Origin of the sequence: Pseudomonas sp. NPDC089422, from assembly GCF_044749405.1 — a bacterium.
Taxonomy (GTDB): domain Bacteria; phylum Pseudomonadota; class Gammaproteobacteria; order Pseudomonadales; family Pseudomonadaceae; genus Aquipseudomonas.
Genome location: NZ_JBIVHW010000004.1, coordinates 56347 through 73184 on the forward strand (window position 1 = coordinate 56347; position 16838 = coordinate 73184).

At 61.5% G+C, this 16838-nt stretch carries 18 protein-coding genes and 1 pseudogene; 13 read left to right on the plus strand and 6 right to left on the minus strand.

All coding sequences use genetic code 11. From position 1 onward, the window contains the following. Positions 1-57: 57 nt before the first annotated feature. The 8 genes and pseudogenes from metG (at position 58) to ACIPZ8_RS08935 (ending at position 6401) form a co-directional block, all read left to right on the plus strand. Positions 58-2097, plus strand: a complete 2040-nt coding sequence (metG, locus tag ACIPZ8_RS08900; RefSeq protein WP_400721689.1) for a methionine--tRNA ligase — start codon at positions 58-60, stop codon at positions 2095-2097. A gap of 89 nt (positions 2098-2186) precedes the next feature. Then, positions 2187-2735 carry an Rnf-Nqr domain containing protein gene (locus ACIPZ8_RS08905; RefSeq protein ID WP_400721692.1) on the plus strand — a complete coding sequence of 183 codons (549 nt, stop codon included), beginning with the start codon at positions 2187-2189 and terminating at the stop codon, positions 2733-2735. Next, positions 2732-3394: pseudogene (locus ACIPZ8_RS08910) on the plus strand (RnfABCDGE type electron transport complex subunit B); the annotation flags it as partial. The gene ACIPZ8_RS08905 and the pseudogene ACIPZ8_RS08910, both read left to right, overlap by 4 nt. Position 3395: 1 nt before the next feature. After that, positions 3396-4367, plus strand: a complete 972-nt coding sequence (locus ACIPZ8_RS08915) for an RnfABCDGE type electron transport complex subunit D (RefSeq protein WP_400721695.1) — start codon at positions 3396-3398, stop codon at positions 4365-4367. Next, positions 4364-4966, plus strand: a complete 603-nt coding sequence (locus ACIPZ8_RS08920) for an RnfABCDGE type electron transport complex subunit G (RefSeq protein WP_400721698.1) — start codon at positions 4364-4366, stop codon at positions 4964-4966. Before ACIPZ8_RS08915 ends, ACIPZ8_RS08920 begins: the two co-directional genes overlap by 4 nt. Beyond that, a complete protein-coding gene (locus ACIPZ8_RS08925) occupies positions 4959-5477 on the plus strand; it encodes an Rnf-Nqr domain containing protein (RefSeq protein WP_400722458.1) in 519 nt (172 codons plus the stop codon). Before ACIPZ8_RS08920 ends, ACIPZ8_RS08925 begins: the two co-directional genes overlap by 8 nt. 4 nt (positions 5478-5481) lie before the next feature. Continuing rightward, positions 5482-6120 (plus strand): endonuclease III, encoded by a 639-nt coding sequence (gene nth, locus ACIPZ8_RS08930; RefSeq protein ID WP_400721701.1) that lies wholly within the window; start codon positions 5482-5484, stop codon positions 6118-6120. A 104-nt stretch (positions 6121-6224) separates the two neighbouring features. Further along, positions 6225-6401: a PA3496 family putative envelope integrity protein gene (locus tag ACIPZ8_RS08935; RefSeq protein WP_027918964.1), complete on the plus strand. Its 177-nt coding sequence runs from the start codon at positions 6225-6227 to the stop codon at positions 6399-6401. Between the two features lie 44 nt (positions 6402-6445). Here ACIPZ8_RS08935 and ACIPZ8_RS08940 read toward each other — a convergent pair whose 3' ends face one another. Then, entirely contained in the window at positions 6446-7072 is a 627-nt protein-coding gene (locus ACIPZ8_RS08940; RefSeq protein WP_400722461.1) for a response regulator, read from the minus strand. A gap of 308 nt (positions 7073-7380) precedes the next feature. Between ACIPZ8_RS08940 and ACIPZ8_RS08945 the strand changes: the two genes are divergently transcribed. Further along, positions 7381-7821, plus strand: coding sequence for a hypothetical protein (locus ACIPZ8_RS08945; protein ID WP_400721704.1), 441 nt, complete (start codon positions 7381-7383; stop codon positions 7819-7821). A gap of 73 nt (positions 7822-7894) precedes the next feature. Here ACIPZ8_RS08945 and ACIPZ8_RS08950 read toward each other — a convergent pair whose 3' ends face one another. Together ACIPZ8_RS08950 and ACIPZ8_RS08955 are read right to left on the minus strand one after the other, a co-directional pair. Further along, positions 7895-9112, minus strand: a complete 1218-nt coding sequence (locus ACIPZ8_RS08950) for an argininosuccinate synthase (RefSeq protein ID WP_294326457.1) — start codon at positions 9110-9112, stop codon at positions 7895-7897. Positions 9113-9318: 206 nt separating this feature from the next. After that, complete coding sequence (locus ACIPZ8_RS08955) at positions 9319-10284, minus strand: OmpA family protein (protein ID WP_400721706.1); 966 nt, start codon at positions 10282-10284, stop codon at positions 9319-9321. Positions 10285-10414: 130 nt separating this feature from the next. On the opposite strand from ACIPZ8_RS08955, the gene pyrC reads away from it, so the two are divergent. Both pyrC and rnt read left to right on the plus strand, forming a co-directional pair. Then, complete coding sequence (pyrC, locus tag ACIPZ8_RS08960) at positions 10415-11461, plus strand: dihydroorotase (protein ID WP_400721708.1); 1047 nt, start codon at positions 10415-10417, stop codon at positions 11459-11461. A gap of 59 nt (positions 11462-11520) precedes the next feature. Further along, positions 11521-12132, plus strand: coding sequence for a ribonuclease T (gene rnt / locus ACIPZ8_RS08965; RefSeq protein WP_225923474.1), 612 nt, complete (start codon positions 11521-11523; stop codon positions 12130-12132). Between the two features lie 140 nt (positions 12133-12272). On the opposite strand, the gene ACIPZ8_RS08970 is transcribed toward rnt, so the two are convergent. Continuing rightward, positions 12273-12875, minus strand: coding sequence for a peroxiredoxin (locus ACIPZ8_RS08970; protein WP_027918971.1), 603 nt, complete (start codon positions 12873-12875; stop codon positions 12273-12275). Positions 12876-13089: 214 nt separating this feature from the next. Between ACIPZ8_RS08970 and ACIPZ8_RS08975 the strand changes: the two genes are divergently transcribed. Together ACIPZ8_RS08975 and bfr are read left to right on the plus strand one after the other, a co-directional pair. Continuing rightward, complete coding sequence (locus tag ACIPZ8_RS08975; RefSeq protein WP_027918972.1) at positions 13090-13311, plus strand: bacterioferritin-associated ferredoxin; 222 nt, start codon at positions 13090-13092, stop codon at positions 13309-13311. 201 nt (positions 13312-13512) lie between these two features. Beyond that, positions 13513-13986 carry a bacterioferritin gene (gene bfr / locus ACIPZ8_RS08980; protein ID WP_400721711.1) on the plus strand — a complete coding sequence of 158 codons (474 nt, stop codon included), beginning with the start codon at positions 13513-13515 and terminating at the stop codon, positions 13984-13986. 57 nt (positions 13987-14043) lie between these two features. Here bfr and grxD read toward each other — a convergent pair whose 3' ends face one another. Further along, positions 14044-14379: a Grx4 family monothiol glutaredoxin gene (gene grxD / locus ACIPZ8_RS08985; RefSeq protein WP_103449407.1), complete on the minus strand. Its 336-nt coding sequence runs from the start codon at positions 14377-14379 to the stop codon at positions 14044-14046. A gap of 91 nt (positions 14380-14470) precedes the next feature. Next, positions 14471-16579 (minus strand): molybdopterin-dependent oxidoreductase, encoded by a 2109-nt coding sequence (locus tag ACIPZ8_RS08990; RefSeq protein WP_400721713.1) that lies wholly within the window; start codon positions 16577-16579, stop codon positions 14471-14473. Positions 16580-16838 lie beyond the last annotated feature (259 nt).

Genomic DNA, 16838 nt, shown 5'->3' on the forward strand with positions numbered 1-16838 from the left:
TTTATAGTGGCCGATCACCCTCATTTTTACCCGAGCCAGATAAGTAGCCGAGCCACCATGTCCGAGCCACGTCAGATTCTCGTTACCAGCGCCCTGCCCTATGCCAATGGATCCATCCACCTTGGCCATATGCTGGAGTACATCCAGACGGACATGTGGGTGCGCTTCCAGAAGCTGCGCGGCAACCAGTGCATCTACGTCTGCGCCGACGATGCCCACGGCTCGGCCATCATGTTGCGTGCCGAGAAGGAAGGCATCACCCCGGAGCAGCTGATCGCCAATGTCCAGGCCGAGCACAGCGGCGACTTCGCCGACTTCCTGGTGGACTTCGACAACTTCCACTCCACCCACAGTGACGAAAACCGCGAGCTGTCGAGCCTGATCTACGGGCGCCTGCGCGACGCCGGGCACATTGCCACCCGTTCGGTGACCCAGTACTTCGACCCGGAAAAGGGCATGTTCCTCGCCGACCGCTTCATCAAGGGCACCTGCCCGAAATGCGCGGCTGAAGACCAGTACGGCGACAACTGCGAGAAGTGCGGCGCCACCTACGCCCCGACCGAGCTGAAGAACCCCAAGTCGGCGATCTCCGGTGCCACCCCGGTACTGCGCGATTCCCAGCACTTCTTCTTCAAGCTGCCGGACTTCCAGGCCATGCTGCAGCAGTGGACCCGCAGCGGCACCCTGCAGGACGCCGTCGCCAACAAGCTCGCCGAATGGCTGGATTCCGGCCTGCAGGAGTGGGACATCTCGCGTGATGCGCCGTACTTCGGTTTCGAGATCCCGGGCGAGCCAGGCAAGTACTTCTACGTCTGGCTGGACGCGCCGATCGGCTACATGGCCAGCTTCAAGAACCTCTGCGCACGCCGCCCGGAACTGGACTTCGACGCCTTCTGGAACGAAGGCTCCAAGGCCGAGCTGTACCACTTCATCGGCAAGGACATCGTCAACTTCCACGCCCTGTTCTGGCCAGCCATGCTCGAAGGCGCCGGCTTCCGCAAGCCGACCGCAGTCAACGTGCACGGCTACCTGACCGTCAACGGCGCCAAGATGTCCAAGTCGCGCGGCACCTTCATCAAGGCCCGCACCTACCTCGACCACCTGCAGCCGGAATACCTGCGCTACTACTATGCCGCCAAGCTTGGCCGTGGCGTCGATGACCTCGACCTGAACCTCGAGGACTTCGTGCAGAAGGTCAACTCCGACCTGGTCGGCAAGGTAGTCAACATCGCCAGCCGTTGCGCCGGCTTCATCCACAAGGGCAATGCGGGCGTGATGGTTGCTGGCGATGCTGCGCCGGAGCTGACCGAGGCCTTCCTCGCTGCCGCCCCGTCGATCGCCGAAGCCTATGAAGGCCGCGACTTCGGCCGCGCCATGCGCGAGATCATGGCCCTGGCCGACCGTGCCAATGCCTGGATCGCCGACAAGGCACCTTGGTCGCTGGCCAAGCAGGAAGGCAAGCAGGACGAAGTCCAGGCCATCTGCGCCCAGGGCATCAACCTGTTCCGCCAGCTGGTTATCTTCCTCAAACCGGTGCTGCCGCTGCTCGCCGCCGATGCCGAGGCGTTCCTCAACGTCGCGCCGCTGACCTGGAACGACCATCAGTCGCGCCTGGAAAACCACCAGCTGAACCCGTTCAAGGCGCTGATGAGCCGCATCGAACCGGCCAAGGTCGAAGCCATGGTCGCCGCCAGCAAGGAAGACCTGCTGGCCGCCGAGGCCCAGGCACCAGCCGGTAACGGCGAGCTGGCCAAGGACCCACTGTCTGCCGAAATCGAGTTCGACACCTTTGCCGCGGTTGACCTGCGCGTCGCGCTGATCGTCAAGGCTGAAGCCGTGTCTGGCGCCGACAAGCTGCTGCAGCTGACCCTGGACATCGGCGACGAACGCCGTAACGTATTCTCCGGCATCAAGTCGGCCTATCCGGACCCCTCCCAGCTGGAAGGCCGCCTGACCATGATGGTGGCCAACCTCAAACCACGGAAAATGCGCTTTGGCGTGTCCGAGGGCATGGTCATGGCAGCGGGCCCTGGCGGCGAAGAGATCTACCTGCTCAGCCCTGACAGCGGCGCCAAGCCAGGTCAGCGCATCAAGTAAACCTCCTGCCCCGGCCTCACCGCCGGGGCAGTTCCATCTACAGCGCCATTGCCGGACGCTCAAGGCGATTCCCGGCTATCGTCATTCACATGAACGACTACATGCTGATCCTGGCCAGCGCTGCGCTGTTCAGCCACCTGCTCTTGCAACAACAGCCGTTGAGCCGCCTGCGCCTGCATGTCTGCGGCCTGGCAGGCGCCCTTTCGATAGCGCTCGGGGCAAGCGGCGGGCAAGCGCTCGACCGGTTGATCATGGCGCCCTTGCAGCTGCAGGACTTGCGCCTGTTCCTGCTGCTGCCCTGGCTGGCATTGCTGGCATGGGGCGTGCCGCAGGTGTTGGCCAGGCTACGCCCGCAGTGGCCTACCGGGGACCTTGCGCTGCCCTTGCTGGGCAATGCCTTGCTGCTGGGCCTGGCGCTGCAAGTGACGGGAGACGGCACCTCAGCGCTTGCAACGTTGCGCTGGGGGATAGCGGCCGGCCTGGGCTTCTGGCTTGGGCTGGTGCTGTTCGACGACCTGCACCAGCGCAGCCAGCACCCTGATGTACCGGCCGCGCTGCGCGGCTTGCCCATTACATTGATCGGTACAGGTGTCATGGCCCTGGCGTTCTCTGGATTCAACGGACTTTTCACTCAATGAACCTGATTCAACGCATCGACGCCCTGTTGCCGCAGACCCAGTGCGGCAAATGCGGCCACAATGGCTGTCGGCCCTACGCCGAAAGCCTGGCTGCGGGCGAGGCCATCAACAAGTGCCCGCCAGGGGGGAGTGAAACCATCGCCGCGCTGGCCGCACTGCTGGAGGTGCCAGTGCTTGCGCCTGACCCGCAACGAGGAAGTGCACCGCCCCAGGTCGCCTACATTCGCGAAGCAGAATGCATCGGTTGCACCAAGTGCATCCAGGCCTGCCCGGTCGATGCCATCGTCGGTGCCGCAAAGCTGATGCACACGGTCATCGCCAACGAATGCACCGGCTGTGACCTGTGCCTGGCGCCCTGCCCGGTCGACTGCATTGACATGCACGCGCTGCCTGCCACAGTGGTGCCGATTGTCGGCGGACTGGCCCACTCCCCCGAACAACTGCAGGCTCGCCGCCTGCGCCGCGATCATGCGCGCCAGCGCCACGAACAGCGAAACGCCCGCCTGCAACGCGATATCGCGCGCCGGGAGGCACAGCGCCTGGCACGTACGGCCGAAGCCACGAAAGGCGCGGCAGATCCGATCAAGGCCGCCCTCGAGCGGATCAAGGCGCAAAAAGCCGCCGCTGCCGATGCTGCGCGCACCGCGGCCGGGCACGACCATGGCAAACCCTGACCCACGGCTACGCAATGCCATGGGCCTGGTGCTGCTGGCCTGCATACCCGGCTTGCTCGCGGCGCTCTGGACACAGGGCTGGGGAGTGCTGTTCAGCCTGTTGCTGTGCGCCAGCAGTGCCTTGAGTTGCGAAGCAGCACTGCTGGCTGTGCGACAACAGCCCGCTCTACCGGCATTGAACGATGGCAGTGCCCTGGTGACTGCCGTGCTGTTGGCCATCGCCCTGCCTGTAGCAGCGCCCTGGTGGTTGCCAGTGACAGCAGCAGGCATTGCCATCGGCGTCGGCAAGCAGGCCTTTGGCGGAGTGGGCCGCAACCTGTTCAACCCGGCAATGGTCGGTTACGCCTTTGTGCTGCTGAACTTTCCGCTGCAAATGACCCACTGGCCCAGCCACGCCCTTGGCTTTATCGATAGCCTGCAGCTGGTGTCTGGCAGTGGCAGCCAGATCGATGCCTGGGCAGGACCGACCATTCTCGATGGCCTGCGCCACAACCGCAGCCTGACCATCGACGAACTCTTCGCCAGCCACTCCGGTTTTGGCCATTTCGGCGGCCGCAACAGCGAGTGGATCAACCTGGCACTGCTGCTTGGCGGGCTGTTTCTCCTGCAGCGCAAGGTCATCAGCTGGCATGCCCCGGCAGGCCTGCTGGCCGGCCTGTTCCTGTTCAGCCTGCTGGCCTGGAATGGCTCCGGCTCGGACTCGAACGGCTCGCCACTGCTGCACCTGTTCAGCGGTTCAACCATGCTGGCGGCGTTCTTCATCGCCACAGAGCCGGTGTCCGGGCCCAAGGCCAACCTGGCCAGGCTGCTGTTCGGCTTTGGCGCAGGTGCGCTGATCTACCTGATTCGCACCTGGGGCAGTTACCCGGATGGCACGGCATTCGCCATTCTGCTGATGAACCTGGCGGTACCCGCCCTGGATCGGTTTGCCTTGCAACGCCAGCAGGTCTCGCCATGATCGCACCTGTGCGCAGCAGCTTGCTGCTACTGGCTGTCGGTGGGGCGGCGCTGGCGTTAACGCTGGCCTGGCAACACTGGACTCGCCCAGCCATCGTCGATGCCGAGCGCCAACTGCAGGCAGGTCAATTCCTGGCGGTGCTGCCCGCGCAAAGTTACGACAACCGCCCCCTGGACAGCGCGTTGCCATTGCCAGCCGATCAGCCATTGCATAGCAAGGTACTTGCGGCCTATCGCGCGACCCTCGGCACTTCGCCAACAGCCATCGTGCTGGTGAGCCAGGTCCAGGGGTATGCCGGCCCCATCAGGTTGACCATTGCCATCGGCGCTGATGGCCGACTGATCGGCACTCGAGTGATCGAACAGCAGGAAAGCCCAGGACTGGGCGGCCAAATTGCCGATCCGCAGTCTCGCTGGCTGGCACAATTTGCCAGCCACGGCCTTGGCGATCACTGGGCGCTCAGGCGCGACCAGGGCGACTTCGACCAACTGGCCGGGGCGACCGTTACCTCCCGGGCCGTGATCGATGCCCAACAGGAGGCATTGCGATATTTTGACCGGCATCGCAGCGAACTGCTCGGAGCTCCCAGCCATGAATAAACTCTGCCTGCTGGTAACCGGCCTGGCGCCGCTGCTTGGCGCAACACGCACCTTCCCCCAGGCTGTGGCCATCGGCGCGTGCATGTTCGTGCTGCCCCTTCTCCACCAAGCTTTGCTAAGCCCGCTGCGGGCAACACTCGGCGGCGCCAGGTACGGGTTGGCAAGCCTGCTGCTGCTTGCTGCGCTTGCCAGTTGCCTGCAACTGGCATTGCGGGCCTGGGCATTGCCATTGGCACTGACGCTTGGTTTTTTTCCTGCGCTGATCTGCCTGCAATGCCTTGCCATCGACACATTGCTGCCAACAGAAGGGCGCTGGCGGCAACTGTTGCTTCATTTGAGTGGCCTGCTGCTCGCCTGCCTGCTGCTTGGCGCCGGCCGCCAATGGCTCAGCGATGTCGCCGGCATGCACCTGGCCAGCCTGCCGTCAGGTGGGCTGCTACTGCTCGGCGCGCTACTGGCCTTGTACAATGGGCTGCGCCCCACCCTCACACGTCGTCAAGGAAAGCGTTGACCCCATGAATGCCGCCAAACGCCTGGAGATCTTTCGCAGGCTGCACGAAGACAACCCCGATCCGAAAACGGAATTGGCTTACACCACACCATTCGAGCTCCTGGTTGCCGTGACGCTTTCCGCACAATCCACCGATGTCGGGGTCAACAAGGCCACCGCGCGCCTGTTCCCGGTCGCCAATACACCTCAGGCGATCCATGCGCTCGGTATCGAGGGCCTGAGCGAATACATCAAGACCATCGGCCTCTACAACAGCAAGGCCAAGAACGTCATCGAGGCGTGCCGCCTGTTGATCGAGCGCCATGGCGGCGAAGTACCACAGACCCGAGAAGCACTGGAAGCGCTACCGGGCGTTGGCCGCAAGACTGCCAACGTGGTACTCAACACTGCCTTCCGCCAGCCCACCATGGCCGTGGACACGCACATTTTCAGGGTCAGCAACCGCACCGGCATTGCGCCTGGCAAGACGGTGCTCGAAGTCGAAAAGAAACTGCTCAAGTTCGTCCCCAGGGATTACCTGCTCGACGCCCATCATTGGCTCATCCTGCATGGCCGCTACGTGTGCCAGGCTCGCAAGCCTCGCTGCGGTAGCTGTCGCATCGAAGATCTGTGCGAATACAAGCACAAGACCTCCGACGATTGAGCCAATAGTAAAAACAGCTGCATGGTGATTGAAAAAATCTTTTTTACCGGACTTCGCTTTCTCGCTATAAGGACGGCCAATGGCCCTTTGGCTTGGAGCGACTCATGAGTACCGATAAAGACGACCTGTCGATCGAAGATGACTTTGCCACCGCTGACGACGAAGCGGAGCCTCAGGTGGAAACCGCTAAGACCAACCTGAGCAAGCGTCGCACCATTGACAACCTCCTCGAAGAGCGACGCCTGCAACGGCAGCTCGCCGATTTCGACTACGACCTGTAGCCTCGCGCAAAGCCTCCTTCACGGAGGCATTGTGCATGCCGGGCTCAGTTCAGACCATGACGCCGGGCCAGTTCGATCAGGTCCACCAGCGAATGGGCATTCAGTTTCAGCAACAGGCGGGTCTTGTAGGTGCTGACCGTCTTGTTGCTGAGGAACATGCTGTCGGCAATCTCCTTGTTGGAGCGCCCGCGTGCAAGCTGCTGCAGCACCATCATCTCCCTTGCCGACAGGCGATCAACCATTTCAGCCTCGCTGGCGCTTCCCACCCGGCCATGGGACTTGTGCAAAGCCTGATTCGGGAAATAGCTGTAACCCGAGAGCACCGCCTTGATGGCACTGAGTAGTTCGGTGAGTTCCTGCTGCTTGCATACATAGCCTGATGCCCCTGCCTGCATGCAGCGCATGGAGAAATGCCCGGGCGCCTGGGAAGTCAGCACCAGGACACGGCTGCCAGGGCTGGCCGCGGCCATACGGGCGATGACCTCCAGCCCGTCGAGCTTGGGGATGCCGATATCGAGTACGACAATATCGGGGAGGTGTTCGCGCGTGAGCTGCAAGGCCGCTATGCCGTTGTCGGCTTCCGCAACAACATCGTACCCATGCCGTTCCATCAGCATGCGCACTGCCAAGCGTATGACCGGATGATCATCCACGATAAGGACTTTATTCATGCGATATCCATCATTCATTATTCTGCTTTGACGACTGCCTCACCATAACCGAGCAGAACGCTCAATGGCGCGTCGATTCCCCGCACAAATAGCCGAATAGATGAACCTTACGTCGCTTTGGGAATTTTCCTACAAGAATAATTTATAGCCATTTGACGAATTAGCTTATGAACGCGCCAATCGAAATGTGATCAACTCGCCCACGCCAGCGACCCCGCAGAAATTTTCCCTCCCCCGGAAAAAGTCCACAATTTAGTTGAGGCAGTCAGTAGGTTATTGATAAGAAAAATAGGCAGGAGGCAATAATCATGAACGATAACCAACCTGTGGCTCCACTGACGATAATCGCCATCTTCGCCGGCATCATCGAAGCTTCTGCCTTGGCAACCTTGCCTTTTCTCAGCGAAAAAAGTCAGACGTACTACACATGGTTCCTTGTAGGGTTTCCATTCTTCCTCACCGCCTTGTTCTTTCTCACCTTGAACTTCAACTACAAGTCCTTTTACAAACCTGACCTTGCCGAGCAGAAGAACATCCCTGAGCCTGCGACGCATCCCGACCTGCCGGAAACCATAACCATGATGTTTTCCGGCCCTGACGCGCAGAAACTGATAGAACAACAAGTTGTGCAAGCCATTAACCAACCGCATGTCGAGAACAGGCACTGGCGATTGTGCAACATGGATCTACAGCAGTGCGTGGATATCTCGACTACCCGCTTGCCTGAGGATCTACTCCATGGACATTGATCAGACCAGCGTCCAGAAGGCAAAAAAAACCCCGGCCAGAGCCGGGGTTTGTTTTGCCACTTCAGCCAGACGCTCAGAGCATCCCGCGGCCTTTGTTGGCAGCGATGCGCATACGCAGTGCGTTGAGCTTGATGAAGCCGGCAGCATCGGCCTGGTTGTAGGCGCCGCCGTCTTCTTCGAAGGTCGCGATGTTGGCATCGAACAGCGAGTCGTCCGACTTGCGGCCAACCACGATGACATTGCCCTTGTACAGCTTCAGGCGCACGACGCCGTTAACGTTGACCTGCGAAGCGTCGATCATCTTCTGCAGCATCAGACGCTCCGGGCTCCACCAGTAGCCGGTGTAGATCAGGCTGGCGTACTTCGGCATCAGCTCGTCTTTCAGGTGAGCGACTTCGCGGTCCAGGGTGATCGACTCGATGGCACGGTGGGCCTTGAGCATGATGGTGCCGCCAGGGGTTTCGTAGCAGCCGCGGGACTTCATGCCCACATAACGGTTTTCTACGATGTCCAGACGGCCGATACCGTTGGCGCCGCCGATGCGGTTCAGCTCGGCAAGCACGGTGGCCGGGGTCATCTCGACGCCGTCGATGGCGACGATGTCACCATTGCGGTAGGTCAGCTCGATGTAGGTAGCCTGGTCCGGGGCGTTTTCTGGCGAGACGCTCCAGCGCCACATGTCTTCTTCGTGCTCGGTCCAGGTATCTTCCAGAACACCGCCTTCGTAGGAGATGTGCAGCAGGTTGGCGTCCATCGAGTACGGCGACTTCTTCTTGCCGTGGCGCTCGATCGGGATACCGTGCTTCTCGGCGTAGTCCATCAGCTTCTCGCGGGACAGCAGGTCCCACTCGCGCCATGGGGCGATAACCTTGACGCCTGGCTTGAGGGCGTAGGCGCCCAGTTCGAAGCGAACCTGGTCGTTACCCTTGCCGGTAGCGCCGTGGGAAATGGCGTCGGCGCCGGTTTCGTTGGCGATCTCGATCAGGCGCTTGGCGATCAGCGGGCGGGCGATGGAGGTACCCAGCAGGTACTCGCCTTCGTAGACGGTGTTGGCGCGGAACATCGGGAAGACGAAATCACGCACGAACTCTTCGCGCAGGTCGTCGATGTAGATCTCTTTTACGCCCATCGCCTGAGCTTTGGCGCGAGCCGGCTCGACTTCTTCGCCCTGACCCAGGTCAGCAGTGAAGGTCACCACTTCGCAGTTGTAGGTATCCTGCAGCCACTTGAGAATCACCGAAGTATCAAGGCCGCCGGAATACGCCAGTACGACCTTTTTTACGTCCGCCATGCCATCACTCCACGGGGTTGTACGGAAAGGGATCGATTCTACCGGCGTTGCGGATAAATTTACAGTGGGGCGACAGCTTCTGACGACAAAGCGACAGGAACTGTCGGTGGCGCGACGTGTTCGTCACAGGCGCTGAAAATGTTGTGGCAAACATCTGGTGGCCCTGATGCAATCCCGAGACCTACCCCAAGGCAAACACCTTGAAATCAGGGTGTCTTTGCTCCGGACGCAGCCGCTGCCGGCGCCGCAGCCGCAGGCGGAACAGCAGGAGCAGCCGACGCCGATTGCTGAACCGGCTGCACCACCGGCTTCTCCACCTGCGCCACCCGATCCAGTTCGATATTCACCCGCCGGTTGCGCGCCCGATTGGCCGGGCTGTTGTTCTTCACCAGCGGATAGCGCTCACCATGGAAGCGCACGACGATCTGCTCTTCCGGCACACCATGAGCCTTGAAGTAATCGGCAACGGCCAGGGCCCGGCGTCGCGAAGTGTCGCGATTGGTCAGGCGATTACCACTGTTGTCGGAATGGCCATTGAGTTCGATGTGGTTCACCGTCGGGTCGGCCTTGAGGTAATCGAGGATCACATCCAGCCGCGCACGGGCGTCGGCATCGAGATCGAAGCCACCACCCGGGAAGCCAACCTGGGTCTGGCGCACCTGGTCATAGTTCATCGGCAGCATCTTGCTGGCACAGGCCTGATAGTCGTCATAGGCCTTGGCGAAGCTGACCGGCAGCACGCGAACCTCCATCACACGCCCGCCTTCACCGGTGTAGTTGCGCACCACCGTGCTGCGGCCATCAAGCAGGCCGTTGATCAGGCGACTGGCCTGACTCTGCGACGAGCTGAACAGCACCCCGCTGCGGGCCATGCGCACGGCGCCGAGATTCACATCGCCGCGGCCCGGCTGCCAAGGGGCAGCGGCTGCCAGCAAGGTGGCCGAACCTGCGCCCAGCACATTGCTGTGCGAACGCAACTGGAACACCGGCTGCTCACCGGCCTTGCGCACGAACTCGCCACTGCCGAAACCGTCGATCGGCTGGATCAGGCGGCATTCGAACTGGTCACCCTCGACTTTCCAGGCGACATTCTCCATGCGGGTCTGGAAGGTCAGTGCGCCGGCCGGCAGGCTGGCGACAAGGGTCAACAGGGCTAGGTAACGCTGGCGCACGGGCGGCTCCACAAATTCTGACGGCTTACAGGCAGGCTATCGGACGCTTGCCGGAAAACTTGATAGCCGTGCTCGGACCGGGGTTTTCCGGTAGCATTGAGGCCTGAGTTCGACCCGCCTGGAATTCCCAATGTCCGATCGCCTGACCCTCCTGCGTCCCGACGACTGGCACATCCATCTGCGCGATGGTGCCGTCTTGCCCCATACCGTTGGCGATGTGGCGCGTACTTTCGCCCGTGCCATCATCATGCCTAACCTGGTTCCGCCGGTGCGCAATGCCGTCGAAGCCGGTGCCTACCGCGAGCGCATCCTTGCTGCCCGCCCGGCCGGCAGCCGCTTCGAACCGCTGATGGTGCTGTACCTCACCGACCGCACCAGCCCCGAGGACATCCGCGCGGCCAAGGCCAGCGGTATCGTCTACGCTGCCAAGCTGTATCCGGCTGGCGCGACGACCAACTCCGATTCGGGCGTGACCAGCATCGACAACATCTTCCCGGCCATCGAGGCACTGGCGGAAGTGGGCATGCCATTGCTGGTGCACGGTGAAGTGACCCGCAGCGAGATCGACGTGTTCGACCGCGAGAAGCGCTTCATCGACGAGCACATGCGCCGCCTGGTCGAGCGCTTCCCGACCCTGAAGGTGGTGTTCGAGCACATCACCACGGGCGACGCCGCGCAGTTCGTCACCGAAGCCCCGGCCAATGTCGGCGCGACCATCACTGCCCAGCACCTGCTGTACAACCGCAACCACATGCTGGTCGGCGGTATCCGCCCGCACTTCTATTGCCTGCCGATCCTCAAGCGCAACACCCACCAGGTGGCGCTGCTGGACGCGGCCACCAGCGGCAACCCGAAGTTTTTCCTCGGCACCGACTCGGCACCCCACGCCCGTCACGCCAAGGAAGCCGCCTGCGGTTGCGCCGGCTGCTACACCGCATACGCGGCCATCGAGATGTACGCTGAAGCGTTCGAGCTGCGCAATGCACTGGACAAGCTGGAAGGCTTCGCCAGCCTGCACGGCCCGGCCTTCTATGGCCTGCCGGCGAACACCGACACCATCACCCTGGTCCGCGATGAGTGGACCGCCCCGGACAGCCTGCCGTTTGGCGAGCAGACCGTGATCCCGCTGCGTGCCGGTGAGAAACTGCGCTGGCGCCTGCTGGAGGACAACGCGTGAGCGAAGACCTCTACGAAGACGACCAGGACGGTCAGGGTAGCAGCGGCTCGCGCCACCCCATGGCCGAGCGCTTCCGTGGCTATCTGCCAGTCGTGGTGGATGTCGAGACCGGCGGCTTCAACAGCGCCACCGACGCCCTGCTGGAAATTGCCGCAGTGACCATCGGCATGGACGAGAAGGGCTTCCTGTTCCCCGAGCACACCTACTTCTACCGGGTAGAACCGTTCGAAGGGGCCAACATCGAGCCGGCTGCGCTGGAGTTCACCGGCATCAAGCTGGACCACCCACTGCGCATGGCGGTGAGCGAGGAAAGCGCACTCACCGACATCTTCCGCGGTGTGCGCAAGGCGCTGAAGGCCAACGGCTGCAAACGGGCGATCCTGGTCGGCCACAACAGCAGCTTCGACCTTGGCTTCCTCAATGCGGCAGTAACGCGTAACGATATCAAGCGTAACCCGTTCCACCCGTTCTCCAGCTTCGACACCGCGACCCTGGCGGGCCTGGCCTACGGCCAGACCGTGCTGGCGCGAGCCTGCCAGAGCGCCGACATCGACTTCGATGGCCGTGAGGCGCACTCGGCGCGTTACGACACCGAGAAGACCGCCGAGCTGTTCTGCGGCATCGTCAACCGCTGGAAGGAAATGGGTGGCTGGCGCGACTTCAACGATTGAGTTGAAATCCTGGGGCCGCTTTGCGGCCCTTTCGCGGCGCAAGGCCGCTCCTACAGGAAATCGCGCTCCCGTTAGGAGCTCCCAGATCCCAGGCACAAAAAAGCCGGCCACATGGGCCGGCTTTTTCATGCGCGCGGCAATTACAGCTTGCCAGCGTTCTCGCTCAGGTAAGCAGCAACGCCTTCTGGCGAAGCGGTCATGCCCTGGTCGCCTTTCTTCCAGTTGGCCGGGCAGACTTCGCCGTGCTCTTCGTGGAATTGCAGGGCGTCGACCAGACGCAGCAGCTCGTCCATGTTGCGGCCCAGTGGCAGGTCGTTGACGATCTGCGAACGGACAACACCGTTGGTGTCGATCAGGAAAGCGCCACGGAAGGCTACGCCGCCTTCGGACTCAACGTCGTAGGCCTTGCAGATTTCGTGGGTGATGTCGGCCGCCAGGGTGTACTTGACCTGGCCGATACCGCCGGCGTTGACCGGGGTGTTACGCCATGCGTTGTGGGTGAAGTGCGAGTCGATCGAAACGCCGATCACTTCAACGTTGCGCGCCTGGAAGTCAGGGATGCGGTTGTCCAGGGCGATCAGCTCGGACGGGCAGACGAAGGTGAAGTCCAGTGGGTAGAAGAACACCAGGCCGTACTTGCCCTTGATGGCCGAGGCCAGGTTGAAGCTGTCGACGATTTCGCCATTGCCCAGGACGGCTGGGACGGTGAAGTCGGGGGCTTGTTTGCCAACGAGTACGCTCATTGTAATCTCCTGATGAGGGTGAAGAACCGTTTGCCGGGCCAAGGCAGGCTTGCCCGACATCCAACAAAGGCCGACCATCATACACGGCTTGTGGTGACAGGCCGAATGCAACCGTCGGTCGCTCAAGCACGGCCCTTTCAGAAAGTCCTTTGACAAGCATTCTCATTAACATTAAGCTCCAACCCATCGACTCAACCCGCGATGGTCAGCCCTTATGTATGTGTGTCTTTGTGTCGGCGTCACCGACGGACAGATCCGCGATGCGATCTATGAAGGATGCTGCAGTTACAAGGAAGTCCGAGCGGCGACCAACGTCGCCAGCCAGTGTGGCAAATGCGCCTGCCTGGCCAAGCAGGTGGTCCGCGAGACCCTCACCGAATTGCAGGTGAGCCAGCACGCCGCCCTGCCCTATCCAGTGGAATTTACTGCTGCCTGATATTTCAGAATTCAAAGAACCGGACCTCGTGTCCGGTTTTTTTATGCCTGAATATCAATAAGTTAGCGCTCCAACGCGGTTCACAAACATTCTTATTTCCATTAATTTTCACTTATTATTCAAACACTTAGGTTTGACAGCCCCCAGTTACAGGCTCAAACTTCCCTGCATTGGCACACTTCTACAGGGCAGGAACCCGACATGAAAGGCGACGTAAGCGTCATCCAGCATCTCAACAAGATCCTCGGAAACGAGCTGGTCGCGATCAACCAGTACTTCCTGCACGCGCGCATGTACGAAGATTGGGGCCTGAACAAGCTCGGCAAGCACGAGTACAAGGAATCCATCGACGAGATGAAGCACGCTGACAAACTGATCAAGCGTATTCTCTTCCTCGAAGGCATCCCCAACGTCCAGGACCTGGGCAAACTCATGATTGGCGAGCACACCAAAGAGATGCTCGAGTGCGACCTGAAGATCGAGCAGAAGGGCCTGATCGACCTGAAAGCCGCCATCGCCCACTGCGAAACCGCTGGCGACTTTGGCTCGCGAGACATGCTCGAAGACATCCTCGAATCCGAGGAAGAACACATCGACTGGCTGGAAACCCAGCTGGGCCTGATCGACAAGATCGGCATCGAGAACTACCTGCAGTCGCAGATGGGCGAAGAGTAAATTCTCCAGCCATGAAAAAACCCGCGTTGAGCGGGTTTTTTCATGGCTGACTGAACGTCAGGCTTCGGAGGCCTTGGCCTTGGCAGCGGCGTCCTTGATCAGGGTCTGCAGCTCACCCTTCTCGAACATTTCCAGCATGATGTCGCTACCGCCAACCAGCTCACCGGCTACCCACAGTTGCGGGAAGGTCGGCCAGTTGGCGTATTTTGGCAGGTTGGCGCGGATTTCCGGGTTCTGCAGGATGTCGACGTAGGCGAACTTCTCGCCGCAACCCATCACAGCCTGCGATGCCTTGGCCGAGAACCCGCACTGCGGGGCATTCGGCGAGCCTTTCATGTAAAGCAGAATGGTGTTGTTGGCAATCTGCTCTTTGATCGTATCGATGATATCCATCTAGCACCTCAGCTGAACTTTCCGACGCGGTCGTCGGCACGGTGACGCATTGTATCGGAAAGCCGAGCAGCGTGCTCGGCCTTACCGTTGCTCATGCGGCCTCGACCTGCACGGGCACGCCATTGAGCGCAGCATTACCGGAAACCGCGTCACGCAGGCGTTCATCCGTAAGGTCGTTGGCACTGACACCTGCTTGCGCCTGGGCAACCTGCAACTGCACACCCTGACGACCATGGCCAAAACCATGGGGCAGGCTGACCACCCCGGGCATCATGTCTTCACAGGCCTGCACCTCGACCTCCAGGGTGCCGGTGCGCGAACGGATACGCACCCGCTGGCCATCCTGCAATTGCCGTTGCTGCAGGTCCTGCGGGTGCATCAGCAGTTGATGGCGCGGCTTGCCTTTGACCAAGCGATGGAAATTGTGCATCCACGAATTGTTGCTGCGCACGTGGCGGCGACCGATCAGCAGCAACTCGCCCGGCGCGGGCAGCGCCTGCAGGGCCAATCGCTGCAGGTCATCCAGCAGCACCTGTGGCGCGGCCTCGACGGCTTTGCTGGCGGTTGCCAGGCGTGTCTGCAGGTTGGCGTGTAGCGGCCCCAGGTCAAGCCCATGAGGGTGCTCGTCCAGCGCCTGCAGCGAGAGATTCCAGGCGCTGGCTTCGCCATAGCGCCCCTTGCGCAGGGCCAGATCGATCATCTGCGCCGGCGGCCAGGTCGGTTTCAGTTCCAGTTCGGCACGCTTGGCGAACGCCTGAGCAAGGCCGACGAAGATCTCCCAGTCATGCAAAGCGCCCTCGGGCTTGGCCAGGATAGCGCGATTGAATCGGGTCACATTGCGTACGGCCAGCAGGTTGAAGGTGCTGTCGTAATGGTCGTTTTCCAGCGCCGAGGTCGAAGGCAGGATCAGGTCGGCGTGGCGGGTGGTTTCATTGATATAGAGGTCGATACTGAGCATGAACTCCAGCCCGTCCAGCGCCGCATCCAGCTGCCGGCCATTGGGCGTGGACAGCACCGGATTGCCGGCAACCGTCACCAGCGCCCGCACCTGGCCCTCCCCCGGGGTCAGCATCTCCTCGGCCAAGGCCGCCACCGGCAGCTCGCCTGCGTACTCCGGCAACCCCGAAACCCGGCTCTGCCAGGCATTGAAATGGCCACCTGACGTGGTCGCTACCAGATCGACCGCAGGCTCGGTACACAGCGCCCCACCCTCTCGGTCGAGGTTGCCGGTCACCAGGTTGATCAGTTGCACCAGCCAGTGACACAGGGTGCCGAACGCCTGGGTCGAGACCCCCATGCGCCCATAGCAGACCGCCTTGTCTGCAGCAGCGAAGTCCCGCGCCAGTTGGCGTATCTGGGTGGCGGGAATACCGCAGTGTGCGCTCATCGCCTCTGCGCTGAATGGCAGGGTCGCTTCGCGCACGCGTTGCAGGCCGTTGATCGGCAAATGCGAACCTCGCGCGAGGTCTTCATCGAACAGGGTGTTGAGCAAGCCACACAGCAAGGCTGCATCGCCACCGGGTCGGATGAACAGATGTTGGTCGGCCATGGCGGCGGTTTCACTGCGCCGGGGATCGACCACCACCAGGCGACCACCTCGCCCGCGCAGGGCTTTCAGGCGCTTTTCCACGTCGGGTACGGTCATGATGCTGCCATTGGAGGCCAGCGGATTGCCGCCGAGGATCAGCATGAAGTCGGTGTGGTCGATATCAGGGATCGGCAACAGCAGGCCGTGGCCGTACATCAAATGGCTGGTCAGGTGCTGCGGCAACTGGTCGACCGAGGTGGCGGAGAAGCGGTTTCGGGTCTTGAGCAAGCCGAGAAAGTAATTGCTGTGGGTCATCAGCCCATAGTTGTGCACGCTGGGGTTGCCTTGATAGGCCGCCACGGCATTGCGCCCGTGGGCCTGCTGAACCGCCCACAGCTTCTCGGCAGCCAAGGCAAAAGCCTCGTCCCAGCCGATCGGCTGCCACTCGCTCCCCACCCGCCGGTGAGGCTGGCGCAGACGGTCCGGGTCGTTCTGGATGTCCTGCAAGGCCACCGCCTTGGGGCAGATGTGCCCCCGACTGAATGGATCCTCGGGGTCACCCTTGATCGAGCTGATCAGCGCTCGCCCGTCGTCTTCGTGGCTGACTTCTATGTTCAGGCCGCAGATCGCTTCGCACAGGTGACAGGCACGGTGATGCAGGGTCTTGGTCATGGCCGCCTCTGCCTTGTTGTCGTAGGGAGTCGTCGAGCCTCGACTATGCGCCGCAGCCCTTGCGCCGGCCAGCGCGCTTCGCGGCGTGAATCCCGCGACATCAGGCGCACGATTCGCGACAGCCATTTGCCAAATTGCCAGCAAGCCGTGTACAACCTCCTGTAGCAAATAAAAAACAGCACAGGCTCAAGGGATACGACACCCTTTGCAACATGTTAAGAACGAGCTGCTGTTTCCCCTCTTGGTTTCAGGCGACATT